General features: G+C 70.7%; 13 protein-coding genes. 4 read left to right on the top strand and 9 right to left on the bottom strand.

Going from position 1 to position 25,216, the window contains the following annotated elements; all coding sequences use genetic code 11:
* Together ACRDSQ_RS05735 and ACRDSQ_RS05740 are read right to left on the bottom strand one after the other, a co-directional pair.
* Window positions 1-3,573: type I polyketide synthase (locus tag ACRDSQ_RS05735; protein WP_431419469.1), on the bottom strand; the 3,573-nt coding region annotated here is incomplete at its 3' end.
* A gap of 7 nt (window positions 3,574-3,580) precedes the next feature.
* Window positions 3,581-12,055 (bottom strand): type I polyketide synthase, encoded by an 8,475-nt coding sequence (locus tag ACRDSQ_RS05740; RefSeq protein ID WP_431419424.1) that lies wholly within the window; start codon window positions 12,053-12,055, stop codon window positions 3,581-3,583.
* A gap of 419 nt (window positions 12,056-12,474) precedes the next feature.
* On the opposite strand from ACRDSQ_RS05740, the gene ACRDSQ_RS05745 reads away from it, so the two are divergent.
* Complete coding sequence (locus ACRDSQ_RS05745; RefSeq protein WP_431419425.1) at window positions 12,475-13,836, top strand: condensation domain-containing protein; 1,362 nt, start codon at window positions 12,475-12,477, stop codon at window positions 13,834-13,836.
* A 69-nt stretch (window positions 13,837-13,905) separates the two neighbouring features.
* Entirely contained in the window at window positions 13,906-16,065 is a 2,160-nt protein-coding gene (locus ACRDSQ_RS05750) for an MMPL family transporter (RefSeq protein WP_431419426.1), read from the top strand.
* Between the two features lie 57 nt (window positions 16,066-16,122).
* Here ACRDSQ_RS05750 and ACRDSQ_RS05755 read toward each other — a convergent pair whose 3' ends face one another.
* Genes ACRDSQ_RS05755 through ACRDSQ_RS05765 form a run of 3 tightly spaced genes read right to left on the bottom strand, consistent with a single transcriptional unit; the run spans window position 16,123 to window position 19,112 of the window.
* Complete coding sequence (locus ACRDSQ_RS05755; protein ID WP_431419428.1) at window positions 16,123-17,316, bottom strand: pyridoxal-dependent decarboxylase, exosortase A system-associated; 1,194 nt, start codon at window positions 17,314-17,316, stop codon at window positions 16,123-16,125.
* Complete coding sequence (locus tag ACRDSQ_RS05760) at window positions 17,313-18,854, bottom strand: acyl-CoA ligase (AMP-forming), exosortase A system-associated (protein ID WP_431419430.1); 1,542 nt, start codon at window positions 18,852-18,854, stop codon at window positions 17,313-17,315. The genes ACRDSQ_RS05755 and ACRDSQ_RS05760 overlap by 4 nt, the downstream gene beginning before the upstream one ends.
* A gap of 9 nt (window positions 18,855-18,863) precedes the next feature.
* The gene (locus tag ACRDSQ_RS05765; RefSeq protein WP_431419431.1) at window positions 18,864-19,112 is read right to left on the bottom strand and encodes a phosphopantetheine-binding protein; all 249 of its coding nucleotides are present in this window, start codon (window positions 19,110-19,112) and stop codon (window positions 18,864-18,866) included.
* Window positions 19,113-19,395: 283 nt separating this feature from the next.
* Here ACRDSQ_RS05765 and ACRDSQ_RS05770 point away from each other — a divergent pair, with 283 nt between their 5' ends.
* Together ACRDSQ_RS05770 and ACRDSQ_RS05775 are read left to right on the top strand one after the other, a co-directional pair.
* Window positions 19,396-19,602, top strand: coding sequence for a DUF5988 family protein (locus ACRDSQ_RS05770; RefSeq protein ID WP_431419433.1), 207 nt, complete (start codon window positions 19,396-19,398; stop codon window positions 19,600-19,602).
* A gap of 2 nt (window positions 19,603-19,604) precedes the next feature.
* Window positions 19,605-21,209, top strand: coding sequence for a condensation domain-containing protein (locus tag ACRDSQ_RS05775; RefSeq protein ID WP_431419434.1), 1,605 nt, complete (start codon window positions 19,605-19,607; stop codon window positions 21,207-21,209).
* Here ACRDSQ_RS05775 and ACRDSQ_RS05780 read toward each other — a convergent pair.
* From ACRDSQ_RS05780 to ACRDSQ_RS05795, 4 genes are all read right to left on the bottom strand, one after another.
* Window positions 21,206-22,210, bottom strand: a complete 1,005-nt coding sequence (locus ACRDSQ_RS05780; RefSeq protein ID WP_431419436.1) for a hypothetical protein — start codon at window positions 22,208-22,210, stop codon at window positions 21,206-21,208. The genes ACRDSQ_RS05775 and ACRDSQ_RS05780 overlap by 4 nt on opposite strands.
* Window positions 22,211-22,451: 241 nt before the next feature.
* Complete coding sequence (locus tag ACRDSQ_RS05785; RefSeq protein WP_431419438.1) at window positions 22,452-23,144, bottom strand: response regulator transcription factor; 693 nt, start codon at window positions 23,142-23,144, stop codon at window positions 22,452-22,454.
* Window positions 23,145-23,520: 376 nt separating this feature from the next.
* The gene (locus ACRDSQ_RS05790; RefSeq protein ID WP_431419440.1) at window positions 23,521-24,783 is read right to left on the bottom strand and encodes a helix-turn-helix domain-containing protein; all 1,263 of its coding nucleotides are present in this window, start codon (window positions 24,781-24,783) and stop codon (window positions 23,521-23,523) included.
* 151 nt (window positions 24,784-24,934) lie between these two features.
* The gene (locus tag ACRDSQ_RS05795; RefSeq protein ID WP_431419442.1) at window positions 24,935-25,144 is read right to left on the bottom strand and encodes a hypothetical protein; all 210 of its coding nucleotides are present in this window, start codon (window positions 25,142-25,144) and stop codon (window positions 24,935-24,937) included.
* Between the last annotated feature and the right edge of the window lie 72 nt (window positions 25,145-25,216).

A 25,216-nucleotide genomic window follows, 5' to 3' on the forward strand; every position in this document is an offset into this window, starting at 1 on the left:
CACCGACACCGCGTCCGGGCCGACGGGCGCGATCCGCACCCGCACGGACGAGGCGCCGGTGGCATGCAAAGTGACACCGGACCAGGCGAACGGCAGCCGGATCTCGCCGCCGTCCCCGGCCGTGTCCCCGGCGAGGTCGGTGGGGCGTAGTGCCGAGTCGAGGAGGGCGGGGTGCAGGCCGAACCGTCCGGCGTCGTGGTGCGCGTCCTCGGGCAGCGCGGCCTCGGCGAAGATCTCGCCGTCCTTGCGCCAGGCGGCGCGCAGGTTCTGGAACATGGGCCCGAAGTCCAGGCCCGCCGTGTCGAGGGTGGCGAGATCGACCGGCTCGGCGCCTTCCGGCGGCCAGGCGGCCGTCATCCCGGACGGGTCGGCGGGTGGCGCGGTGGTGGCCAGCGTGCCGGTGGCGTGCCGGGTCCAGGGCTCGTCGAGGTCGGCGGCGGCAGCGGCGGGCCGCGAGAAGATCTCCACGGGGCGGTGCCCCGGTTCTGCGGACGGTCCGACCACGACCTGCACCGCCACCTCGCCGCCGCCGGACGGCAGCGCCAGCGGCGACTCCAGGGTCAGCTCCTCCACGGCGGCGCAACCGGCCTCGTCCCCGCCCCGGAGGGCCAGGTCGACGAACGCGGTGCCGGGCAGCAGCACGGTCCCCGCGATGACATGGTCGGCGAGCCACGGCTGCGCGCGCGTCGACAGGCGTCCGGCCAGGACGACGCCGCCGGTCCCGGCGAGATCGACGACCGTGCCCAGCAGCGGATGCCCGTTCGGGTCGCGTCCGGGGGCGCCGGTCCCGGCGTCCAGCCAGTAGTGGCGGCGCTCGAACGGGTAGGTCGGCAGGTCGACGCGGCGTGCCTCGCGTCCGGCGAACACGCCGTCCCAGTCGACGTGGGCGCCGTGCGCGTGGACGAGCCCCACGGCCGACAGCAGTTCACGTCGCTCGTCGCGTCCGTCGCGCATCACCGGCACGAACAGCGCGTCGTCGGTCCCGACCTCTGGGTCGAGGCAGGCGGGGCCCATGGCCGACAGGACGGCGTCGGGCCCGACCTCCACGAACGCGGTGACACCCTCCGACCGCATCCACCGGACGCCGTCGTGGAACCGGACGGCCTCACGAACATGCCGGACCCAGTACTCCGCGTCGGGCACGACCGGCCGCCCCGTCACGTTCGACACGAGCGGGACGCGCGGCGGCGAGTACGTCATCACCTGCGCGATCCGCCGGAACTCGGCCAGCATCGGCTCCATCAGCGGCGAGTGGAACGCGTGCGACACGCGAAGGCGCCGCGTCCTGCGCGGCCCACCGAGTTCACTGGCGAGCCGCGCGGCGATGTCGGTGACGGCGTCCTCGTCGCCGGACAGGACGACGGACGTCGGTCCGTTGACGGCCGCTATGCCGACCCGTTCGCCGTCCAGGTAGGGGGTCACCTCGTCCTCGGCGGCCTCTACCGCGATCATCGCGCCGCCGGAGGGGAGTTCCTGCATCAGGCGGCCTCGCGCGGCCACCAGCATCGCCGCGTCCTCCAGCGACAGGACACCGGCGACGTGCGCGGCGACCAGCTCGCCGACCGAGTGGCCCGCCACGTGGCCGGGGGTCACGCCCCACGACTCCAGCAGGCGGAACAGTGCCACCTCGACGGCGAACAGCGCGGTCTGCGCGTAGGCGGTCTGGTCGAGCAGTTCGGCGGCGTCCGGGACGCTCCCGAACAGCACGTCGAGGAGCGGGACGTCGAGCTGGAGGTCAAGGTGCGCGGCGGCCTCGTCCAGGGCGCGCGCGAACACCGGGTACGCGTCGTACAGGTCGCGTCCCATGCCGAGGCGCTGGCTGCCCTGCCCGGTGAACAGGAACGCGGTCGCGCCGCGCGTGTGCGGGACGGTGCCGCGCACCATCCCGGCGATCGTCTCACCGGCGGCGAGCGCGTCCAGGCCGCGCAGTGCCTCGTCCGCGTCGGCGGCGACGATGACGGCGCGGTGCCCGAAGGACGCGCGGGTCGTGGCCGCCGAGAACGCTACGTCCGTCCAGGACGGGGCGTCGGGAGAGCCGGGGCCGAGCAGCGATCTCAGCCCCGCCGCCTGCGCGCGCAGCGCCGTCTCGGTCTTCGCCGACAGCGGGATCGGGGTGATCTGGTCTTTGGGGGCCGCCGGTTCCACCTCGTCAGGCGCCGGTGGCTCCTCGATGATGACGTGCGCGTTCGTGCCGCTGGCCCCGAACGACGAGACTCCGGCGCGGCGCGGAGAGCCGTTGACCGGCCAGTCGCGCGTCTCGGTCAGCAGCCGGACGGTCCCGTCCGACCAGTCGACGTGCGGGGACGGCGCGTCCACGTGCAGGGTCTCCGGCAGCACACCGTGCCGCATCGCCATGATCATCTTGATCATCCCGGCGGCGCCCGCGGCGGCGCCGGTGTGGCCGATGTTCGACTTCACCGACCCGAGCCACAGCGGCCGGTCCGGCGCGTGTTCGCGCCCGTAGGCGGCGATCAGCGCGCCCGCCTCGATGGGGTCGCCGAGCTTGGTGCCGGTGCCGTGCGCCTCGACCGCGTCGATGTCGGCGGCGTCGAGGCCCGCGTCGGCCAGCGCGTCGAGGATGACGCGTTCCTGGGCGGGGCCGTTCGGCGCGGTCATGCCGTTGCTGCGGCCGTCCTGGTTGACCGCGGAACCCCGCACCACGGCGAGGATGTCGCGGTGGTTGCGGCGCGCGTCGGACAGCCGCTCCAGCAGCAGCACCCCCACGCCCTCGGACCACGCGGCGCCTTCCGCGGCGGCGGAGAACGACTTGCACCGGCCGTCGGTGGACAGCGCGCGCTGTCGGCAGAACTCGATGAACGGATCGGCCGTCGCCATGACCGTGGTGGCCCCGGCGAGGGCCAGCGAACACTCGCCGTTGCGCAACGCCTGCACCGCAAGGTGAATCGCCACCAGCGACGACGAACACGCGGTGTCGAGAGTGAGCGCGGGGCCGGTCAGGCCGAGGGTGTACGACACGCGTCCGGAAAGGACACTCGGGGCGCTCGACACCAGGAGCATGCCTTCCAGTGCGGGCGGCGACGCGCCGTTGAACCGCATCGCGTAGTCGTTGTACATCAGTCCGGCGAAGACCCCGGTCTTGGTGCCGGGCAGCGTCGCCGGGTCGATGCCCGCCCGCTCGAACACCTCCCAGCAGGTCTCCAGGAACACCCGGTGCTGCGGGTCGGTGGCCAAAGCGTTGCGGGGACTCATGTCGAAGAAGCCCGCGTCGAAGTCCGCCGCGTCGTACAGGAAGCCGCCGTGGCGGGTGTACGACTTGCCCAGCGCCTCCGGGTCCGGGTCGTAGAGCCCGTCGAGGTCCCAGCCCCGGTTCTCGGGGAACGGCCCGATCGCGTCGACCTCGTCGGTCACCAGCTCCCACAGTCCCTCGGGGCTGGTCACGCCGCCCGGGAACCGGCACGCCATCCCGACGATCGCGATCGGTTCGTGGCGAGCCTGCTCCACCTCGGCCAGGTGCCGACGGGCCTCGGTGAGGTCGACTGTCACGCGCTTGAGGTAATCGCGCAGCTTGTCCTCGGTCGCCATGAATCGAGCCTTTCGGAGCGTGGAATCCAGGGAGGGGTCAGAACTTCTGGTCGATGAAGGCGAACATCTCCTCATCCGAGGCGGAGTCGACCTGGTCGAGGACGGTGTCGTCCAAGGGGACGTCGTCGGTCCTCGACGCCTGCCCGGAACCCAGGCGGTGCAGGGTGCTGTGCAGGATCGCGGCGAGCTTGGTGCGGGTGTTCTCGTCGTCGTCGGACAGCACGCCGTGGATGTGGTCGAGCGTGGTGCGCAGCAGGTCCTCGGGTGACTGGGCCGACGGCGCGATGGTGGTGCGCAGGAACTCGGCGAGCGCGGCGACCGTGGGGTGGTCGAACGCGACCGTCGCCGGGAGCCGGACACCGACCTCCGCGTCGAGCCGGTTGCGCAGCTCGACGGCGGTCAGCGAGTCGAAGCCCATTTCGCTGAACTCGATGTCCACCGCCACCGCGTCGCCGCTGGGGTGGGCCAGCACTGCCGCGACGTGCGAGCGGACGAGTTGGGTCATGACCTTGCGGGCGTCTGCCTCGGCCATCGACGAAAGCCGTTGCGCCAGGCCGTCTACGGGGGTCGCGACCGCGTTCGCGGCGGTCGTGGTTGCCGCGGCCTTGCGGGTGACCCGGACGAGTCCGCGCAGGACGGCGGGCAGTTCGCCGGTCTCGCCTCGCTGCCGCAGACCCGCGGTGTCCCACTTCGCCGCGACCACCTGCGGGTCCGGTGAGCTGAGCGCGTGGTCGAGCAGGTCGAGACCCTGTCGCGGGGTCAGCGGGGCGATGCCGGAGCGGGCCAGCCGGGCGGTGTCCGCCGCGGTCAGTCCACCGGTCATGCCCGCCTCGGTGTCCCACAGGCCCCAGGCGACCGAGACCGCGGGCAGGCCGAGGTCGTGCCGGCGCGCGGCGAGGCCGTCGAGGAACATGTTCGCCGCGGCGTAGTTGCCCTGGCCGGGGGTGCCGACCACCCCCGCCACCGAGGAGAACAGGACGAACGACGACAGCGGCAGGTCGCGGGTCAGTTCGTGCAGGTGCCAGGCGGCGTCGGCCTTCGGCGCGAACACGGTGTCCAGTCGACCGGCGGAAAGCCCGTCGACGGTCGCGTCATCGAGGACCCCGGCCGTGTGCACGATCCCGGTGAGCGGCCGGTCGGCGGGGATCGAGTTCAGCAGGTCCGCCACGGCGTACCGGTCGGAGACGTCGCAGGCGGCCACGTCGACCTCGGCGCCCAAGTCGCACAGGCGGGTCACCAAGTCTTCGGCGCCGGGTGCGGCCGTGCCGCGCCGCGAAGCCAGGAGCAGGTGCCGCACACCGTGCTGCTTCACCAGGTGCTCGGCGACCAAGGCGCCGAGACCACCGGTGCCACCAGTCACCAGCACGGTTCCCGAAGCGTCCATAGTGGACACCCCGGCTGTGGTGCCGCGGCGAGTCAGGCGGGGAATCAGGACGTCCGCGTCGCGCACCATCAGCTGGGTCTCGCCCGTCGCCACCGCGGCGGCGACCGCGGCCCACTCGGTGCAGCCCTCGTCGACGTCGACCAGCGCGAACCGCCCGGGGTGCTCCGCGGCGGCCGACCGGACCAGGCCCCAGAGCGGGGCGCCCGCCACGCCTTCAGCCGATCCGGCGAACACGCCGCGGGTCACGAACAGCAGCCGGGACCCGCTGAACCGCTCGTCGCCGAGGAAGACCTGGATGAGGTCGAGGACCTGGTACATGCCTTCGCGGGCCGAGTAGGCGAGGTCAGCAACCACACCATCCACATCGGACAGGGACGAGACCACGATGGTGTCGGGCACCTCGCCCGCGGTGATCTCGGCGAGGGAGGAGAGGTCGTAGTAAAGGGGGGCGTCGATGCCCGCCAGGCCGAGTGTCGCGCTGAGGTTGTCGGCGGCGCTGTCGCTGCCCACGACTGCCCAGCGTCGGGTGTCCGCCGGCGCTTCGGTGACGGTGAGGTCGATCCAGTCGATCGCGTAGGGCGCCACACCGCTCCGCGCCGGTGCGGCGGCGCCTTGGCGCTCGACCGGGCGCAGCGTGAGGGCATCCACGTCGGCGATCGGCTGTCCGGCGTCGTCGTGGATCGCCAGGGACACCCGGTCGCCCGCGGTCTCGGTGATCCGCACCCGCAGCGCTCGCGCGCCGACCGCGCTCACCCGCACACCGCTCCAGGAGAACGGGAGCAGCAGCGAGCCCTGGTCCATCAGCGCGTGCGCCGGGTCGCCCAGGACGATCACGTGCAGCGCGGCGTCCAGCAGCGCGGGGTGCAGGGTGAAGCTGTCCGCGTCCCCGCGCACGGAGTCGGGAAGGGCGACCTCGACGTAGGTGTCGGTGCCGCCGTCGGTGGACACCCGCCAGGCGTCGACCAGACCCTGGAAGGCGGGCCCGTAGGCGTAACCCCGATCGGCGAGCCGCTCATAGGCCTCGTCGAGATCGACCGCGACACCGTCGGCGGGCGGCCAAACCAGGACGTCGGCCGGTGTCGGCGCGGCCACCGCGAGCACGCCGGTGGCGTGCCTGGTCCACGACGCCGTGTCGTTCAGGTCGTCGGCAGGCTCCGACGGGCGGGTGTGGACGGTGAGTCCGCGCCGGCCTGAGGTGTCGGCCCCGCCGACCACGACCTGGAGCTGGACGGCGCCGGTCTCCGGCAGCACGACCGGTGACTCCAGGGTGAGGTCGGCGATCTCGTCGCAGCCGCAGACGGTGGCGGCTTCGAGGGCGAGTTCGACGAACGCGGTGCCCGGGAGCAGCACCTGGCCGTCGACGGCGTGGTCGGCGAGCCACGGCAGGGCGGCGACGGACAGCCGCCCGGTGAGCAGGAACCCGTCGCCCTCGGCGAGGGATACCACCGCGCCGAGCAGCGGGTGCCGGGACTCGGCCATGCCGCTCGCGGCGAGGTCCGCGGTCGGGGCCGCGTCCTCGATCCAGTAGCGGCGGTGCTCGAACGGGTAGGTGGGCAGGTCGACGTGGCGGCGCGGCACGTCGGCCAGCGCGGCGGACCAGTCGACGTCGGCGCCGAGCACGTGGGCTTGGGCCGCGGCAAGGAGGAACCGGCGCCTGCCGCCGTCGCCGCGGCGCAGCGAACCGATGGCGGTGCCCGCGGAGTCCGCGGCGGAGAGCGTGTCCTGGATGTGGCCGGTCAGCACGGCGTGCGGGCTCGACTCGATGAACAGCGGGGTGCCCTGGCCCGCGAAGGCGCGGACCGCGTCGGCGAACCGGACGGGGTTGCGCAGGCCGCCGTACCAGTAGTCGGCGGTCAGGTCGGCCGCGTCGATGAACGTGCCTTCCATCGCCGAGCAGAACGCGATGTCGCTCGGCCGCGGCTTGACGACGTCCAGGGCGGTGAGCAGTTCCTCACGCAGGGCCTCGATGTGCGGGGTGTGCGCGGCGTAGTCGATGGCGACCTTGTGGACGCGCACATCCGTGCAGATGGCGGCGAACTCGTCGAGCGCGGTCAGGTCACCGGCGACGACCGTGCTGCTGGGCCCGCTCAGGATGGCGATCCACAGCTGGTCGGCCCACGGCTCGATCCGTCGCCCGGCTTCGTCAGCGGGCAGGGACACGGCGAGCATGCCGCCGGTGCCGGTGAGCTTCATCAGGGCCTGGCTGCGCAGCGCCACGATCTTCGCCGCGTCGTCCAGGCTGAGCGCGCCCGCCGCGCAGGCCGCGGTGATCTCGCCCTGGGAGTGGCCGACGACGGCGGCGGGCTCGATGCCCACCGACCGCCACACCGCGGCGATGGACACCATGACCGCGAAGAGCACCGGCTGGATGACATCCGAGCCGACCAGGTCGGGCGCGTCCTCGTCGCCGCGCAGGACGGCCAGCACGGACCAGCCTGTGTACTTGCCCAGCGCTTCATCGCACTTGGTCAGCTCGTCGCGGAAGACCGCGTCTGTGTCGAGCAGCTCCGTGGCCATTCCCGCCCACTGCGAACCCTGACCGGGAAAGACGAACACGGGTCGGACGTCCGCGGCGGCCACACCGTCCACTACGGACTGATGTGGGAGTCCTTCGGCGAGCGCGGCCAGTGCGGCGGTCAGGTCGTCGCGGTCCTCGGCGACGACCACCGCGCGGCGGTCGAACCTGGCCCGACGCGACAACACGTGGCCCGCGGCGGGGAGATCGGACTCTGGGGCGGTGACCGCGTAGTCGCACAGGCGGGCGGCTTGCGCGCGCAGCGCGGCCTCGGTCTTGGCCGACAGCGTCCAGACGAGCGGTCCGGGTGCCGTGGTGGGCTCGGTCGTGGCTTCGGGGGCCCGCTCCAGAATGACGTGGGCGTTGGTGCCGCTGATGCCGAAACTCGACACCGCCGCCCGCGACGGCCGGTCACCGGGCAGGTCGACCGGTTCGGTGAGCAGCCGGATGCCGCCGCCCGCCCAGTCGACGTGCTCGGTCGGGGTGTCGACGTGCAGGGTGCGGGGCAGCACGCGGTGTTCGAGGGCCTTGACCATCTTGATCACGCCCGCGACTCCCGCCGCGGCCTGGGTGTGGCCGATGTTCGACTTCAGCGAGCCGAGCCACAGTGGACGGTCCTGCGGCCGGTCCCGGCCGTAGGTGTCGTGCAGGGCCTGCGCCTCGATCGGGTCGCCGAGCCGGGTGCCGGTGCCGTGCGCCTCGACGGCGTCGATGTCGGCCGGGTCGAGCCGGGCGTCGGCGAGTGCCTGCCGGATCACGCGTTCCTGCGACGGCCCGTTCGGGGCGGTCATGCCGTTGCTGCGGCCGTCCTGGTTGACCGCGCTCCCCCGCAGCACCGCGAGCACCGGGTGTCCGTGCTGGCGGGCGTCGGAAAGGCGTTCCAGGAGCAGCACTCCGGCGCCCTCGGCCCAGCCGGTGCCGTCGGCGGCCGAGGAGAACGCCTTGCAGCGCCCGTCTTCGGCGAGCCCGCCCTGGCGGCTGAACTCGACGAACATGCCGGGGGTCGACATCACGGTCGCGCCACCGGCCAGGGCGAGCGAGCACTCGCCGCGGCGAAGTGCCTGCGCCGCCAGGTGAACGGCGACCAGCGACGCTGAGCACGCGGTGTCGATGGTGAGCGCGGGACCCTGGAGTCCCAGGGTGTAGGCGATGCGGCCCGAGACGACGCTGAGCGCGTTCCCGGTGAGCAGGTGGCCGTCGACGTCGCCGACGGGCTGGTGCAGGCGCGGGCCGTAGTCGGGGGCCATGGCGCCGATGAACACACCGGTGTCACTGCCGCGCAGGAGGGCGTGGTCGAGTCCGGCGCGTTCGATGGTCTCCCAGCAGATCTCGAGCAGCACCCGCTGCTGCGGGTCCATCGCCATGGCCTCGCGCGGGCTGATACCGAAGAGACCCGCGTCGAACTGGTCCGCGTCGTGCAGGAACCCGCCGTGCCGGGTGTCGCTGGTGCCGGAGCGCTCGGCGCCGGTGGCGAACAGGGCTTCGACGTCCCAGCCGCGGTTGGTCGGGAACTCCGAGATCGCGTCGGTGTCCGTGGCGACGAGCCGCCACAGGTCCTCGGGGGTGGTCACCTCGCCGGGGTAGCGGCAGCCCATGGCGACGATCACGACCGGGTCGTCGTCGGCAGGCTGGGAAGCGGTGATGACGACGGCTTGCTTGTCGTTGTCCGACAACGAAGTCAGGTGGTCGACGACCGCGTCCGGGGTCGGGTGGTCGAACAGCAGGCCGGTCGACAGGCGCAGCCCGGTCGCGGCTCGTAATCGGTTGCGCAGCTCGACGGCGGTGGCCGAGTCGACGCCGAGTTCCTTGAAGGTCCGGCTCGGCAGGACGCTCGCGGCGTCCTGGTGGCCCAGCACGCCCGCGGTGGTGCTGAGCACCAGGTCGCGCAGGGAGCGCCGGGAGTGCGCAGCACCCCTCACCGGCTCCTCGACCGACCGCGTCTGTCCATTTGCGACGAGCGGTCGCGGGGAAGCCTCGGCGGACCAGTGGCGCTGCCGCTGGAACGGGTAGGTGGGCAGGTCGACGATCCGCGCCGAATCAAGCGTTCCCGCCCAGTCGACCGGAGCGCCAGCGGTGTACGCCTCGGCGAGTGCGCGCTGGAACCGGTCGAACCCGCCGTCGGCGCGGCGCAGTGTGCCGACGACGACGGTGTCGCGCTCGGCTTCCTCGGCGGTCTCCTCGACCCCGGCGACGAGCACGGGGTGCGGGCTGCACTCGATGACCAGGTCGCAACCGTGGTCAAGCGCGCGGCGCACGGCGTCGGCGAACCGGACGGGCTGACGCAGGCTGCGGTACCAGTACCCGGCGTCGAGACCCGCGGTGTCCATCGGTTCACCGGTGAGCGTCGAGATGAACAGGGTGTCCACGGACACGGGCCGGATCGGTTCCAGCGCCACGAGAAGCCGCTCACGCAGCTCTTCGACCGCGACCGAATGCGATGCGTAGTCGACGGGGACGATCTTCGTGCGGTAGTCGGCGTCGAAGATCCGGCCGAGTTCGGCGAGCACCTCACGGTCGCCGGACACGACCACCGACGCGGGCCCGTTGACCGCGGCCACGGTGGCGCGGGGAGCGTGCGCGGCGACAACGGACTCGACCACGTCGAGCGGGGCGGCGACCGACATCATGCCGCCGCTGCCCGCGATGGCCGCGATCGCCTGGCTGCGCAGCGCGACAACCCGCGCTCCGTCGGAAATGGACAGTGCGCCGACGGCGGTCGCGGCGGCGATCTCCCCCTGCGAGTGGCCGATCACCAGGTCCGGCTCGACGCCGTGCGAGCGCCACAGGTGCGCGAGGGAGACCATGACGGCCCACAGGGCGGGTTGGACCACATCGACCCGGTCGAGGTCGGGCCCCGCACCCCGGAGCACGTCGGTCAGCGAGTAGTCGACGAACGGCGCGAGCGCCGCGTCGCACTCGGCGACGCGCTCGGCGAACTCGGGCGAGCTGTCGAGCAGCGCGCGGGCCATCTCCGGCCACTGCGATCCCTGGCCGGGAAAGGTGAACGCGCAGCGGGCCGGGGTCGCGGTGCCGGTGACGACGGACATGTCCTGGCGCCCGGCGGCGAGCGCCGAAAGTGCCTCGACCTTGCTCGGCAAGTCGTCGCCGAGGAGCACCGCGCGGTGGTCGAACTCGGCGCGGGTGCGCACCAGGGACAGCGCCACGTCCGCGGAGTCGAGGCTGCCTTCCCCGATGCGGGCACGCAGCCGCTCGGCCAGCGCGGACAACGCGGGGGCGGACCGGGCGGTGAGCACCCACGGCGCGTCCGGCCTGCCCGAGCCACTGGGCTCGTCGGCGCTCGCGGGCGCGGCGGCGAGGACCAGGTGGCAGTTGGTGCCGCCCATGCCGAAAGAGCTGACCCCCGCGACCAGCGTGGCGTCCGGCCGGGGCCAGGGCTGTGCCGTGGCGGCCACGCGCAGGCCGAGGTCGTCCAGGGGGATGTTCGGGTTGGGGGTCTGGAAGTTCAGGCTCGGCGGAAGTTCGCCGTGCTTGATGCTCAGGACGACCTTGAGCAGGCCCGCGATGCCGGCGGCGCCTTCGAGGTGGCCGATGTTGGTCTTCACCGAGCCGACCAGCAGCGGGGCCGGTCGCCCCTCGCCCAGTGCGGCGCCGAGCGCGGCGGCCTCCACCGGGTCGCCGACCCTCGTGCCGGTTCCGTGCAGCTCGACGTACTGGACGTCGGCGGGCCGGACACCGGCGTGCGCGCAGGCCGCCTCGATGACCTGCCGCTGCGCCGAGCCGTTCGGCGCGGTCAGGCCATCGCCGCCGCCGTCGTTGTTGACCGCGCCGCCGAGGATCACGCAGTGCACGACGTCGCCGTCGCGCAGCGCCGCCGACAGCGGCTTGAGCACGACCAGGGCGCCGCCCTCGCCGCGCACATAACCGTTGGCGCGGCTGTCGAAGGCGTAGCAGCGGCCGTCCGGAGACAGGGCCCCGAAGGAACCGATGGCGTCGGTGGTCTCGGCGAGCAGGTTCAGGTTCACCCCGCCCGCCAGCGCCAGCTCGATCTCGCCGCGGCGCAGGCTCTCGCAAGCCAACTGCACGGCGACAAGAGACGAGGACTGGCCGGTGTCGAGGGTCAGGCTGGGGCCCGCGAGGCCGAGGAAGTAGGACACCCGGTTGGCGATCATGGCCCGGTTGGCGCCGGTGTAGCTGTGCGGGCCGGGTGCGCCCACGCGGTCCTGCATCGCCGCGTAATCCTGGGAGATGGCACCGAAGTAGACACCCGCGGCGGTCTGGCGCAGCGCCGTCGGCGCCAGGCGGGCGTTCTCCAACGCCTCCCAGGCGAGTTCGAGGGCGAGGCGCTGCTGCGGGTCCATCACCGCGGCCTCGTTGGGTGAGATCCCGAAGAAGTCGGCGTCGAACCGGTCCACGTCCGCGATGAAGCCGCCGCGGCGGTACTCGGGTTCGCCAAGGACACCGAGGTGCGGCCAGCGGCCTTCCGGCACCTCGGTCACGGCGTCGACGCCCGCGCGAAGGTGGCGCCAGAACGTGTCGGGGTCGCCCGCCTGGGGCAGCCTGCAGGACATGCCGACGACGGCGATCGGCTCGGCGGCCGCACGGCGAATCCCGTCGACCTTCGTGCCATTCGGTTGAATCGTCTCACCAACCATGCGATGCGCCACCCTCACGGTCGTCGCCTTTATTTCTGTTCGGCAAATTCGCGGGAAGAATGGTCGGCGAGACCACTCGGACCGCGGAATACGTGCCGGGTTATCCACTCGTTCGTGCTTGTCCCGGAATTAATACCCGATGACCGAGCCGCCCGACAGGAGAACTAGGCCATCTGCGCGGGGTCCGCGGTGACAACAAACGGCCACCAGAATCTGCCGTCGGCCGCGCTTGACGCTGCGTCACGGCCGCCGCTAGCGTTGCGATCACGCAGCGCGACGTAAGGCGTCGATCACGTGTTCACGGTCGGACCGAAACAAGTTTCACATTGCTTTCGGCGGCGGAATCTTCAGATAGCGAACAAGTTGCGGTAAGGCGTCTCGCGCGTGAAGAGGCCGATTCACCTCATTTAGGAGTCCACGTGCACGTCGACGCCCTCCTCAGCCATGGCCAGCTCTACAGCTGGCGCGAAGTGGACACATATCCGCGGGACTGGAAGAAGGAAGCCAATCTCCCGGCGACCTGGGACCTGCGCGGACGCACTCTCGAGCAGGTGCGGACAGCCCTGCGGCGGCTTTTCGACCGCCACGAGCCACTGCGCACCACCTACCACCTGCGTGACGGCGAGCCGGTGCAGCGGGTGCACGCGGACCTGCCGATGCCGGTCGACCGCGTCGACCGGGTGATCACCGACTACGGCGACCCCGACCGCACCACCGCGGCGCTGGTCGACGTGGCGTTCCCGATGACGGATTCGCTGTGCTGGCGCGCAGTCCTGGTCACCACCGGCGGCGAGCCGATGTTCCTGTCGCTGTCCTTCTCGCACCTGATCGTCGACGTGTGGTCGATCATCGAGCTCGAAGCGCAGTTCAAGGCCCTGATCGAGACCCCGGACGCGCCGGAGCCGGTGTGCCTCTCGCCGCGCGAGCTGGCCGGGCGGCAGCGCGAGGAGTCGTGGCAGGGCAGGCAGAACAGCGCCGAGCGGTACTGGCGGCGCGTCCTGGCCGACGACCTGACCCACCAGTTCCCGACGCTGCCGCTGGAGAAGACCGAACACCGCGTCCAGGCGACGCTGCACTCGAACCGCCTCGGCGGTTTGGCCGCCCAGGCCGCGAAACAACACGGCGTGTCCGCGCCCGCCGTGCTGCTGGGCCTGGTCGCCGCGGGTCTCGCCGAGCACACCGGGGCCGAGCGGGTCGCGATGAGCGTGATGTCGTCGAACCGCTTCGCCGCCGAGTACCAGCACGTAGTCGGAACGCTGAACCAGCTGATCCCCGTGGTCACCACGGTCGACCACCGCTCGACGCTGGCCGAGCACCTCACCGCGCTGCACTGGGCGAGCGCGAAGGCGTACCGCTCCTCCCTCTACGACCTCGACCGGATCGCGGCCATGGCCGAGGAGGCGAACGCCGCGGGCGAGCACGACTGCTGGTTCAACCACCTGTTCCAGTGCTGGTTCAACTACCTGCAGCTCGACGGCCGGCCGTGCGACGCCGCGGATGAGACCCCCGCCGAGCTGGTGTGGACCCCGGTGGCCCGGCAGTACGGGCAGCCGTTCGACGTGCGGGTCACGGTCAAGGGCGGCCGCACCAGCGTCGCGCTGCGCGCCGACCCGGATGTCGTCTCCGCGCAAGGCATCACCGACATCCTGCGCGCCGTCGCCCTCGGCGCCGAGCGCGCCGCGACCGACCCGGACAGCACCCTGAAGGACCTCTGGAGCGCCCGCGCCGAGCCGCTCGCGCCGACCCTGTTCCCGCCGGTCACCCCGGCGCCACCGAAGTAGCCGATCGAAACCGACGGAAGGAAGCGCATGTTTGCCTGGTGGGGAACGGTTGTAGGCAGGATCCGGTGGTTGATCCTGGTCGGGACAGCCGCGTTCGTCGCGTTCGCCGGGATCTGGGGCACCGGTGTGTTCGACCGCCTCGCCGATGACGGCAGCCTCAGCGACCCGGCCAGCGAATCGCAGCGGATCATCTCGCGCGTGTCCGAGGAGATCGGCCGCACGAACGTCCATCTGATCGCCCTCTACTCCAGCGACACCCTGGACGTGACCGACGCGCGGTTCCGCGACCCGGTCAACGCGGTCGTCGCCGACCTCAAGGCCGACAAGGCCGTCGAGATGGTCACGTCGTTCTACGAGACCAAGGCGCCTTCGCTGGTCTCCACGGACAACAACGCCACCTACGTGCCGATCCGGTTCGTCGCGGGAACCGGAGAGGCGGTCGTCAAGCAGGTCCGGGACCGGTTGGCCATCGAAGGCCTGACCACGCAGATCGGTGGGCAGCTCGCGGTCAACCTGGACATCGACAAGCAGGTCGGCGACGACATCGTGCGCGCGGAGCTGATCGCGACGCCGATCCTGTTGTTGCTGCTGGTGTTCATCTTCGGCAGCGTGGTCGCGGCGAGCATGCCGCTGCTCATCGGCGGCGTGGCCATCCTCGGCGCGTTCACCGCGGTGCGCGGCCTGACGATGGTCACCGACGTGTCGGTGTTCTCGATCAACATCATCACCATTCTCGGCCTCGGCTTGGCCGTGGACTACGCGCTGTTCATGGTGAGCCGCTTCCGCGAGGAACTCGACAAGGGCTACGAGGTGAACGACGCGGTGCGGCGCACCATGGCCACCGCGGGCCGCACGGTCGCGGTGTCCGGTGTCGTCGTCACGCTCGCCCTGTCCGGGCTGATGATCTTCCCGCAGATGCTGCTGCGCTCGATGGGCCTCGGCGGCGCGTCCGCCGTGATCGTCGCGATGCTGACCAGCCTCACCGTGCTGCCCGCCATGCTGGCCGTCCTCGGCCACCGCATCAACGCGCTTCGCCTGCCCTGGCTGCGCAAGCGCAAGATCCCGACGGTGACCGGTGCGGTCGCCACGGCCGCGGCCAAGACCGCCGACAACGGGGTGTGGGCCCGGATCGCGAACAGCGTCATGCACAGGCCGGTGCTCTACACCCTGGGCGTCACCCTGATCCTGCTGCTGCTCGCGGCCCCGTTCACCCGCGTCCAGTTCGGCGGCGTCGACGAACGCGTCCTCCCCCCGGGCACCGAGAGCCGAGTCGTCTCCGAGCGCCTGGCAGCGGAGTTCGACGGCGACGGCGTCGACCCGATCCGAGTCCTGGTCAGCGGCGCTTCCAAGGACACGGCCACCGCGTTCGCCAAGCAGATCGTGGATGTCCCCGGCGTCCGCGCCACCTCGGTCGCGGGCCAGAAGGGCGACTCGACCCTGTTCACGGTCGGCTACGACGGTGCGTCCAACTCCGAGCACGCGCGCGACATCGTGGTCGGTATCCGCGATCTCGCCCCGCCCGCGGGCGCGGAAGTCCTGGTGGGCGGCCCGACAGCGGGTGTCGTCGACCAGGTGAACGGCCTGGGCGAGCGGGTGCCGTGGATGCTGCTGCTGGTCGCGGGCATCACGTTCATCCTGCTGGCCTTGGCTTTCGGGTCGCTGGTGGTCCCGCTCAAGGCGATCGTGATGAACCTCGTGTCCATCGGCGCCGCCTTCGGCGTGGTGGTGTGGATCTTCCAGGACGGCCACTTCGCCAACTTGCTCAACTTCACCCCGACCGGCTACATCGACGCCAGTCAGCCGATCCTGATGCTGGCCATCCTGTTCGGCCTGTCGATGGACTACGAGGTCTTCCTGCTCTCACGCATCCGTGAGCAGTGGGACAACCTCGGCGACAACACGGCGGCCGTGGCCGGCGGCGTCCAGCGCACCGGCGGCATCATCACCTCGGCCGCCCTGCTGCTGTGCGTCGTGGTCGGCGCCTTCGCCACGTCGGGCATCACCTTCATCAAGATGGTCGGCGTCGGCATGCTGGTGGCCCTCGCGGTGGACGCCACCCTGGTCCGCCTGCTGCTGGTGCCCGCGACGATGCGGCTGCTCGGCGGCGCGAACTGGTGGGCCCCGAAGTTCCTGCGGCGCATGTACAGCCGCTACGGCTTCCACGAGTCGGACGACCCGGACGAGCCGGTCGGCGTCAAGCCGGAGCCGGACCTGGTCACCACCCGCTAGGTGAAAATCAGAAAGGCCCAAGTCCGGTGGACTTGGGCCTTTCTGGCGTTCTGGTGGTCAAACCAGCACTTCGAGCGGCGCCGGGTGGCTCAGGAACGCGGTGGGGCTGGCGGTCAGCCCATAGGCCCCAGCCTGGAAGACCGCGACAAGGTCACCGATCTCGGCGGCGGGCAACTCGACATCGTCGCCAAGCAGGTCAAGTGGGGTGCACAGGCAGCCAACGACACTCGCGGTCTCGGTGGCCGCGTCATCGACCCGGTTCGCCACGGCGATCGGGTAGTTCCGCCGGATCACCTGGCCGAAGTTGCCGGACGCGGCGAGCTGGTGGTGCAGGCCGCCGTCCACCACAAGGAAGGTCTTGCCCCGGGACATCTTCCGGTCGACGACCCGGGTGAGGTACACACCCGCCTCCCCGACCAGGTAGCGCCCGAGTTCCACCACGACCCGGGCCTGCGGCATTCGAGCCCGAATCGGACCGCCCACCAACGACGCCAGGTTCTCCCCGATGGGCGCCAGATCCAGTGGCTTGTCCCGAGCCGAATACGGGATACCGAAGCCGCCGCCCAGATTCAGGTACCGCACCGCGACGTCGAATCCCGAAATGAGCTCGACGGTCTTCCGCTGCGCCTCGCAGATGCTTTCGGCATTCAGGTTCTGCGAACCGGCGAACACGTGGAACCCTTGGAAGTCCAAGTCCCCCAGCGTCGACAGCATCTCGGGAATCCGCTCCGAGTCGATGCCGAACTGCTGCGGTCCCCCGCCGAGCCGCATCCCGGACCCGCGCACGCTGAAGTCAGGGTTGACCCGCAGCGCGACCCGGGCGGCGACGCCCAACGTCTCGCTGACGGCACGGACCCGCGTGACCTCGTGCTCGGACTCCAGCTCGACCGTCACCCCGGCCGCGACCGCCTGGGTCAGCTCCGCCAAGGACTTTCCCGGCCCGGCGAAGCTCACCCGAGACGCGGGCATCGGCGTGTCGAGCGCATTGCGAAGCTCGGCGCCGGAAGCCACGTCGAACCCGTCGACCAGCCCACTCATGTGCTGGATCACCGCGGGCATCGGGTTGGCCTTCACCGCGTAGCTCAGGTTGATCTCCGTGGGCAAAGCCGCCCGAACCGTCGCCACCCGGGCGTCGAGCAAGCCACGGTCGTAGGCGAAGAACGGTGTGCTTCCCACCCGCGCGGCGAGCCGCTCGACCTCGATCCCGCCGACCGTCAACCGCCCGTCGACCCGCCCAAACCCTTCGGTCACGACGACAACCTCCGACGCAGTTCGTTGCGGTCGAACTTGCCGTTGCCCGAGCGGGGCAGCTCGCCGAGCACCTCGACGCGGCGCGGGAGCATGTACTTCGGCAAGTCCTTCTCCAGGGACTTCACCAGCGTGTCCGTGTCGCACGGGCCGCCGCCGACCACGAGGACGACGTGCTGGCCGAGCTTCTCGTCGGGCACGCCGAACGCGACCGCTTCGCCCACCAGGCCGGTGGCGTAGGCCGCTTCCTCGATCTCCGTGGGGCTGACCCGGTAACCGGAGGTCTTGATCATGTCGTCGGTGCGGCCGACGAAGAACAGGAAGCCGTCCTCGTCGCGGTAAGCCGTGTCGCCGGACCACACCGCGATCTCCGCGCTGTGCAGCCCCGCGTTGTTGGCACCCCCGGTCGGACAGGGCCTGAAGCGCTCCGCCGTCCGCCGGGGGTCGTTCCAGTAGCCGAGCGCCACGAGCGCCCCGCGGTGCACGATCTCGCCGTGCTCGCCGGGGTCGCACTCGGTGCCGTCCGGCCGCACCACGAGGATCTCCGCGTTGGGGATCGCCCGGCCGATCGAGTCCGGCCTGCGGTCGACCTCGGCGGGGTCGAGGTACGTCGACCGGAAAGCCTCGGTGAGGCCGTACATCAGGTACGGGTCGGCGTCGGGGAAGATCTCCCGCAGCCGGTCCAGGGTGGCTTTCGGCATCCGGCCACCGGTGTTCGCGAAGTAGCGCAGCGCGCGCGTCGACTCCGCGGGCCAGGTCAGGCCGGTGAGCTGCAGCCACAGCGGTGGCACGCAGGTGAGCGCCGTGACGCCGTGGCGCGCGCAGAGGCGAACCACTTCGCGCGGAAGCAGGTAATTGACGAGCACGACGTGCGCGCCCGCGACGAACGCCGTGGTCAGCTGGCTGAAGCCGGCGTCGAAGCTCAGCGGGAGCACCGACAGCACGACGTCGTCAGCGGTGTGGCCGAGGTAGTCGCCGACGCTTTCCGCGCCCGCCAACAGGTTGCGGTGCGAGAGCACCACGCCCTTCGGTCCGCCGGTGCTGCCCGAGGTGTAGAGGATCGCGGCGACATCCGCGTCGATCACGGCGACCGACGCCTCGGCCGGGCCGTGCAGGTCCGCCCAGGCGGTGACCGCCGGGTCGGGTTCGTCGAGGTCGCCGACCAGCACGATCTCGCGCACTGACGCGGAATCCTTGAGTTCGGCTGACAGCGTCCGGCACCGCTCTGGGGTGGTGATCAGCACGGCCGCGGCGCAGTCGGCCACGATGTAACCCACCTGCGGGGCCTTGAACACCGGGTTGACCGGGACGATGACACCACCGGCCGCGGACACCGCGAACAGGGCGACGACGGTCTCGATCCGCTTGTCGAGGTACACCACCACCCGTTCGCCACGGCGCAACCCGAGCTTGCGCAGACCCGCGGCGACGCTGTCGACGCGGGCACGCAGTTCGCCATAGGTGACGGTCTCGTCTTTGAAGGTGACCGCCGGGTGGTCCGGGTCGCCACACCGCGGCAGGTCGTCGAGTCGAGTCGGCATCGGCGGTCCTCAGGCCACGAGCGTGGACAGCGTCCGCCACAGCGAGCCGACGGTCGCGAAGGTCTCCTCGTTGAGGATGTCGTCGGGCAGTTCGACGTCGTAGCTGTTCTCGATGTCGGCCAGCAGGGCCACGATGCTCATCGAGTCCAGGCCGAGGCCGCCCAGGTCGCTCGCCGCCGCCAGGTCACCGGAATCGGCGTACGGCAAATGCGGCCGAAGAATGTCCTGGAATTTGTCGGGGATTTCGGATGCGGACAAAGTCTCACCTCTGATTTGGCGCCGGGCCGACTGTGCGAACAACACGGCGAAAACAGCTCGCCCGCCCTAGATTCGCCGACGCCGGAACACCCCGTCAAGACGTGCATTTACCTGGCCGGTGGCCATTATCGCCGTCCGCTACCTGCCACCGGCCCACCCGTTGTCCGGCCATCCCACACCCGCGATTATCGAGTGTGTTCGCGACGAACGACAAGGCGGGCAAGCAAAGCAGCCGGAGGAGTTTTATTCCATTCATTGCCAGGCCGATTGGGAGATGATCGCCATGGATCCGATTCAAGCCGTGCTCGTCGGCGGACCCGCCGAACTGTCCGACGACCGCGTCCGCGAGGTCGCGGGGCTGGCCGAGGAGATCAAGCTGCCCAGATGCGGCGGCTACGAGCACTTCAGGTACTCGGGCGAATCACGCGACCTGCACGGGTCCTCCCTCGCCGTCTTCGAATGGTCCTACCGAACCAAGATCGCGGAGTAGCTGTGAAGAGCGCACACCTTTGCTGGGGCCAGCGTTACATCTGGCTGCGACACCACCACATGCCCGCGCACGCCCGGCATGAGGCGCACATCGTCCTCAGGTTCGACATGCCGCCCGGTGTCACCCTCGCGATGGTCCGCGCGACGCTCAACTACCTGGTGCGCAGGCACGAGGCGCTGCGCACCACGTACCACTTCGACGCCGACCGGGACCCGGAGCAGCGGGTCCACCCGCCCGCCGCGGTCCCGGTCGTGCAGGTGACGGCGGAGCGCGACGGCACCTCGACCCCGGCCGAGGTGGTCGAGGAACTGAGCTCGACGGAGTTCGACCTCGCCGTGCAGTGGCCGATCCGTGCCTGCCTGATCACCGCGGGCGGGGCGCCGAAGCAGCTGGTGCTGGTGCTCAACCACATGGCGTTCGACGCGTGGACCGTCGACCGGTTCGAGCGGGAGTTCGAAGCCCTCGGCGCCGGTCTCGCCGCGCGCAGGCCCGCGGTCCTCGAACCGATCCGGCACCAGCCCACGGACCTCGCCCGGTGGGAGTCCTCCGCCGAAGCCCTTGCGGCCAAGGAGAAGGCGCTCGTCCACTGGCGTGGAGAGTTCGCCGAGCTGTCCACCGACCTGTTCGCCGCACGCCGCGGGCCTGGTGATGAACCTGCCGCGCGGAGTGCGTCACTCACCTCGCCCGCGATGCTCGCCGCGTGCCGCCGGATCGCCGACCGGCACACGGTGTGGCCGTCGCTGGTCCACGTCGCGGTGTACTCGATGGTGATGGCCGTTTACACCGGCAGCGCCGAGGTCGCCCACCTGTCGTTCTCGGGCAACCGTGAAGCCACCGCCTACGCCGACGTCATGACCTGCATGTTCTCGCCGCTGCTGCTGCGGGTCGACTGCGGGGACAACCCGCCGTTCTCCGACGTGCTGCGCAGCGCCGCCACCCGGTTCCGATCGGCCCAGGACAACGCGGCCGTGCCGTACGACGAACTCGTGGAACTGTCGTCCCGCGAGAGTTCCCGGCGCGGCGAGGTGGTGCGCACGGGCTCGGAACTCAACTTCCTCAACCACGGCGCGCACGTCTCCAAAGCCCGCCGGACGAAGTTCGCCTGGAACCCGACGCCGTCGGCGTGGGCGGAGTACGGCGCCGACACGTTCTTCCGGATCTACGAGTTGCAGGACGCCGTCGTCATCGGGCTCAACGCCGCGTCCACGGTCATGGACGCCGACGCCGTCGAGAAGTTCTTGCGCGCGTACGAATCCGTGCTCGTGGCGCTCGACGATCCGGCGAGCGACCTCCGGCTCGACGAGGTGGCCGGGATGATCGGGTTCGAGCCCGCCCCGACGACTCGGGCGCTTGAGGTCGAGACCGCCACGGCGCAGGCGGATGCCGCTCTGGCGCTCGCGGCGGCGGTCGGTCAGGCGAACGGACTCGACGAGGTCCGGCTGTCGGAGAGCTACACGGTGGCCGGTGGCCGAGTCCTGCGGATCCCCCGGGTGCTCGCGCTGCTCGCCGAACAGGGCTGGACCGGGCTGTCGCTCCAGCAACTCGCCGCCGGGACCCCGCTGTCAGCCCTGGCGGCGCGGTTGACCGCGGTCATGGTGGGCGCCTAGTTCACCAGGCACTTCTGGGCTGCCTGAACGCCTGCCTGGAAACGGCTTACCGCGTGGAGGTCGCTCATCAGCGCGGCGATGTGGCGGCGGCACGTCCGCACGGACATGCCGAGCTTGCGGGCGACCACCTCGTCGGTGAATCCCTTCGCCATCAGACAGGCCACTGTCTGCTGCAGTTCGTCGGCCACCTCGGCGTACCCGGATTCGAAGCTCTCCAAGGGAGTCGCCGAATCCCACAGGTGGTCGATCACGGCCAGGAGGAACTCGACGACCTCGTCGTGGCGGACCCGCGAAGCGCTCGCCTCGGCCGCGCCGTCGCCCAGCAGGACCGCCGACGACCGGTCGAAGACGGCCGCGGCCCGCGGGATGTGGCTGGCGGTGCGGACGACGGCACCCGCGTCGATCAGCTTCTTGATCTTCACCCGGGTGGCGAAGTCGGTGCGGCTCTTGTGCCCGCAGACCACCCGAACCGCGACTCCCCGGCTCAGCAGCCGATCGCACACGCCCATGAAGTCGTCGAAGTCGTCGGTGTCGACCGTGCCCGACAGCAGGACCAGCATCTCCTCCCGGCACGCGTCGCTCGCCACCTTCAGCAGCCCGCGAACCTCCATCGTCCCGGAGACGCTCTCCACCGACGCGCTCGCCGCGCCCCGCAGGCCCGTGTGGACATAGTCCTGTCGGAACACGTCCGTCCGCTCGCGGATCTGCGCGATGAGCTCGCGGCGCTGGTAGATCTCGCGTTCCATCGGGGACACCAGCAGCGCCGCCGCCACCTCGGGGTCGACCGGCACCAGCCTGCGGTCCGGGTCGACCCGCAGCAGCCTGCTCTCGATCAGGTGGTTCACCGTCGCGTTGACCTCGTGGACCGTGAGCGCGAGATCCACCGCCGCCTGCTCGACCGACTCGATCGCCCCTCGGCGCGTGGCGTAGCGGTAGACATCGATCAGGTGGGCTCCGACGAGCGGCGTGATTTCGGGTCGTAACGCGGTCACCGAGTTCATGACGTACCTTCCAGGTCGACCTGACGAACATCCGGAACGCCCCCGGACGTTCGAACACCGCTCTACTTCATCGTGATCAGCCGGGGCGTTCAAGGAACCTGCATCTTGCTGCAGCGGTCGATTTTCCTTACATACCAACAGTTTCCGCGAAAACAGCACGGAGAGTCGCACCGGCTGACCCGGCGCGACTCTCCGTGCTGTGATGTGAATCGGTGTCTACTTCAGCGTCCACTTCGGTGCGTTACACGAGTCCGAGCTGGACGGCGCGCACCCCCGCCTGGAACCTGCTGCGGGCCCGCAGACCGACCATCGCCCCCGCGACGTCGTTGCGCACCGTGCGCACACTGACCCCGATCCGGCGCGCGATGGCGTCGTCGGTCAACCCCTCGGCCAACAGCCGCAACACCATCTTCTTGCGCGCGTCGCACGAGCTCTCACCGGCATCGGCCCCACCGATCTCCGATTCGATCCCATTGCGCCACAACCGGTCCCCGATCAGGCTCAGCGAGCCCAACACCCGGTTGAGTTGAACCAGCCCGGCCCGGCCATCGTCATCGTGGACGATCGCGGCGGCACGGTCCACAAGGGTCGCCCGGATCGGCACATGGTCGACCACCCGCGGCGCGGACCGCCGGACCGCCAGCCACTTCGCGTGCGCGGCCGCGGCAGGCTCCTCGAGGACCTTGGAGCTCCACACCGCCCGCAGCTTCGCACCGCGGCGCAGCACCGCGTCCGCGACCAGGCGGGAGAACTCGAAAGACCCGGCCGTGAAGACCGGAACCAGCTGCATGACCTCGCCTTCGACGGTGGCCGCCATCTGCTCGACGAACGCCGCCGCGTCGTCGCACCCGTCGAACCGGGTGCGCTCGCCGGGCAACCGGCCCGCCGTCCGGTAGAGCAAGTCCGCGCTGGACTCGAAGGCGGTCTCGGTCATCCGACCCCACCACACTCGCGACCCGTTCTTAACTCTGGGCAATCACTCATCTCGGCCCCTCCGCCCTGACCTGTGACCCCGGTCACTTCATTACGCCCGTCATCAAGGCTATGACCGTGTGAGTCATGGTGTCAATGACTGGGTGAAAGTGCATCCTAAGGTCACCTACCAGTGACTTGACCGTCATCTAGGACTTCACGCAGGTGGTTGCCGCAGTAATAGGGGTTCACCGGCCCACTGCTGGCGACCCGTCGTCAGTAAACCAGCCGCCCGCGTCTTCCAGGTTGCTTGACAGGGGTAATTAACGCGCTCCACGCCGGGCCGCCCTCACGGGTTCACGAGAGGTCCACCTGGGACAAACCGCGCGCCGAGGCGCTCAGGACGAGCGCAGCTCGTCGATCTCGCGCCACACCTCGGCGGCGACCCGATAGGCGGCGAGTTCCTCGCCGAGACGCGCGGCGGCGCGCAGCGCGTCCACGGCCTCCTCGGTGCGGCCGAGGCGGTGGAGGGCCCGGCCGCGGGTGCGCCGCAGCCGCAGGAGATCCGCGGCCGCGAGGCCCTCCGGTTCCTCCTCGGACAGCTCCAGTGCCCGCTCCGACTCCCCGCGCGCGAGCGCGTACCGGGCTTCGATGCTGACCAGTTTCGCTTGGTCGCCAGCGGAATCGGCCAGTTCCAGCGCCGACCGCATCCAGTTCACGTACTGGTCCACTTCGGACAGCTCGGCGTCGGCGTCGAGCAGCACCGACGCGGCGGCGCTGGCGAAGCGGCCCCACTCCCGGATCGAGGTGCCCGGCTGGGCGAGCATGTCCTTGGCCTGCCGCACGTGCCGCTCGGCTCGCTCGCCGACACCGAGTCGGGCGAAGGCGACCGACGCGGCCCAGTGGGCGCGCCCGAGGACCGTGCGGCTGCCGAGCTTCTCCGCGCAGGCCAGCATCCGGTCGACCAGGGTCGGGATCTCCCCGGTGTCGCCGGAGTCGACCTTGACCGAGATCAGCACGCCCAGCGCGCGGACATTCTCGCCGGTGTTGGCGAGTTCGGTGTCCGGCAACGCTTCCATGGCGCGGGTCGCGAGGACCATGGCCTCGGCCATGTGCCCGCAGTCGCGGGCGGCGGCGGCCTTGTCCAGCCGCAGCTTCACCATCAGCTCGGGCACCCCGACCTGGTCGGCCACGGCGACGAGGTCGTCGAGCAGCGCGTAGCGGGCCTGGTGGTCCGCCCGCAGGACCAGCACGTCCTGCAGGGCGATGCCGCGTTCGACCACGGCGGACGGCACGCCGTCGCGCACAGCCGAGTCATAGGCGCTCTGGTACCGGTCGCCCGCGTCGTCGAGGTCACCGAAGTCGAGCGCGCTGCGGGCGAGGATGTCGAGCACCAGCGTGCGGTTGGCCTCCGGGCCCGGCTCGGTCTCCTTGATCGGCAGGACCGCGTCGGCCACCAGGGCCTCAAGATGCACGTCGAGCGCCCGGGCTATCTGCAGGACCACCTCGAGGGTGGGCACCCGGGCGCCGGTCTCGAGCAGCGAGATGTAGCTCGGATTCACCACGTCACCGGCCACGTCCCGCTGCGACAGCCCGCGCTCCTGACGCAACTGGCGCAACCGGCGACCGAACTCCGGCTGCTGGACCCCGACGATGCTCACACGCCCGACCTCGAGTCTCATGACTGATACGCCAGTCAATTACCTATCTAGAGTCAACTAGCTTGCAGGAAAGTCAACGTAGCATAACTGCAGTCGACCCTTTGTGAGGGCGCACTGCCTGCTGTCCGAATGTCGGACAACCGCGAGCGGACTACGCGGCCCGCCACGGCCAGTCGTCCGGCCCACCCGCGAGGTGACCCGCGGAAGTGTCGCGCGCGGCCGTGGCGTTCGATCCCCCCTCACCCGCGACGGGTGCGGCGGCACTGGCCACGGCCACCGCTAACATCCCGACCAGCAGGGCGCTGATGAGCTTGCTTCCGGTGGAGTCATTGGCTGCGGCGATCTTGTTTACTCTCGTCATGACTCAGGTTTAACGCACTCGATGTGAGCCACACAACAGCGGTGCAGGATCAGGCAGCCCCTGACCCGGATC

The organism is Actinokineospora sp. (assembly GCF_050699995.1).
Taxonomy (GTDB): domain Bacteria; phylum Actinomycetota; class Actinomycetes; order Mycobacteriales; family Pseudonocardiaceae; genus Actinokineospora.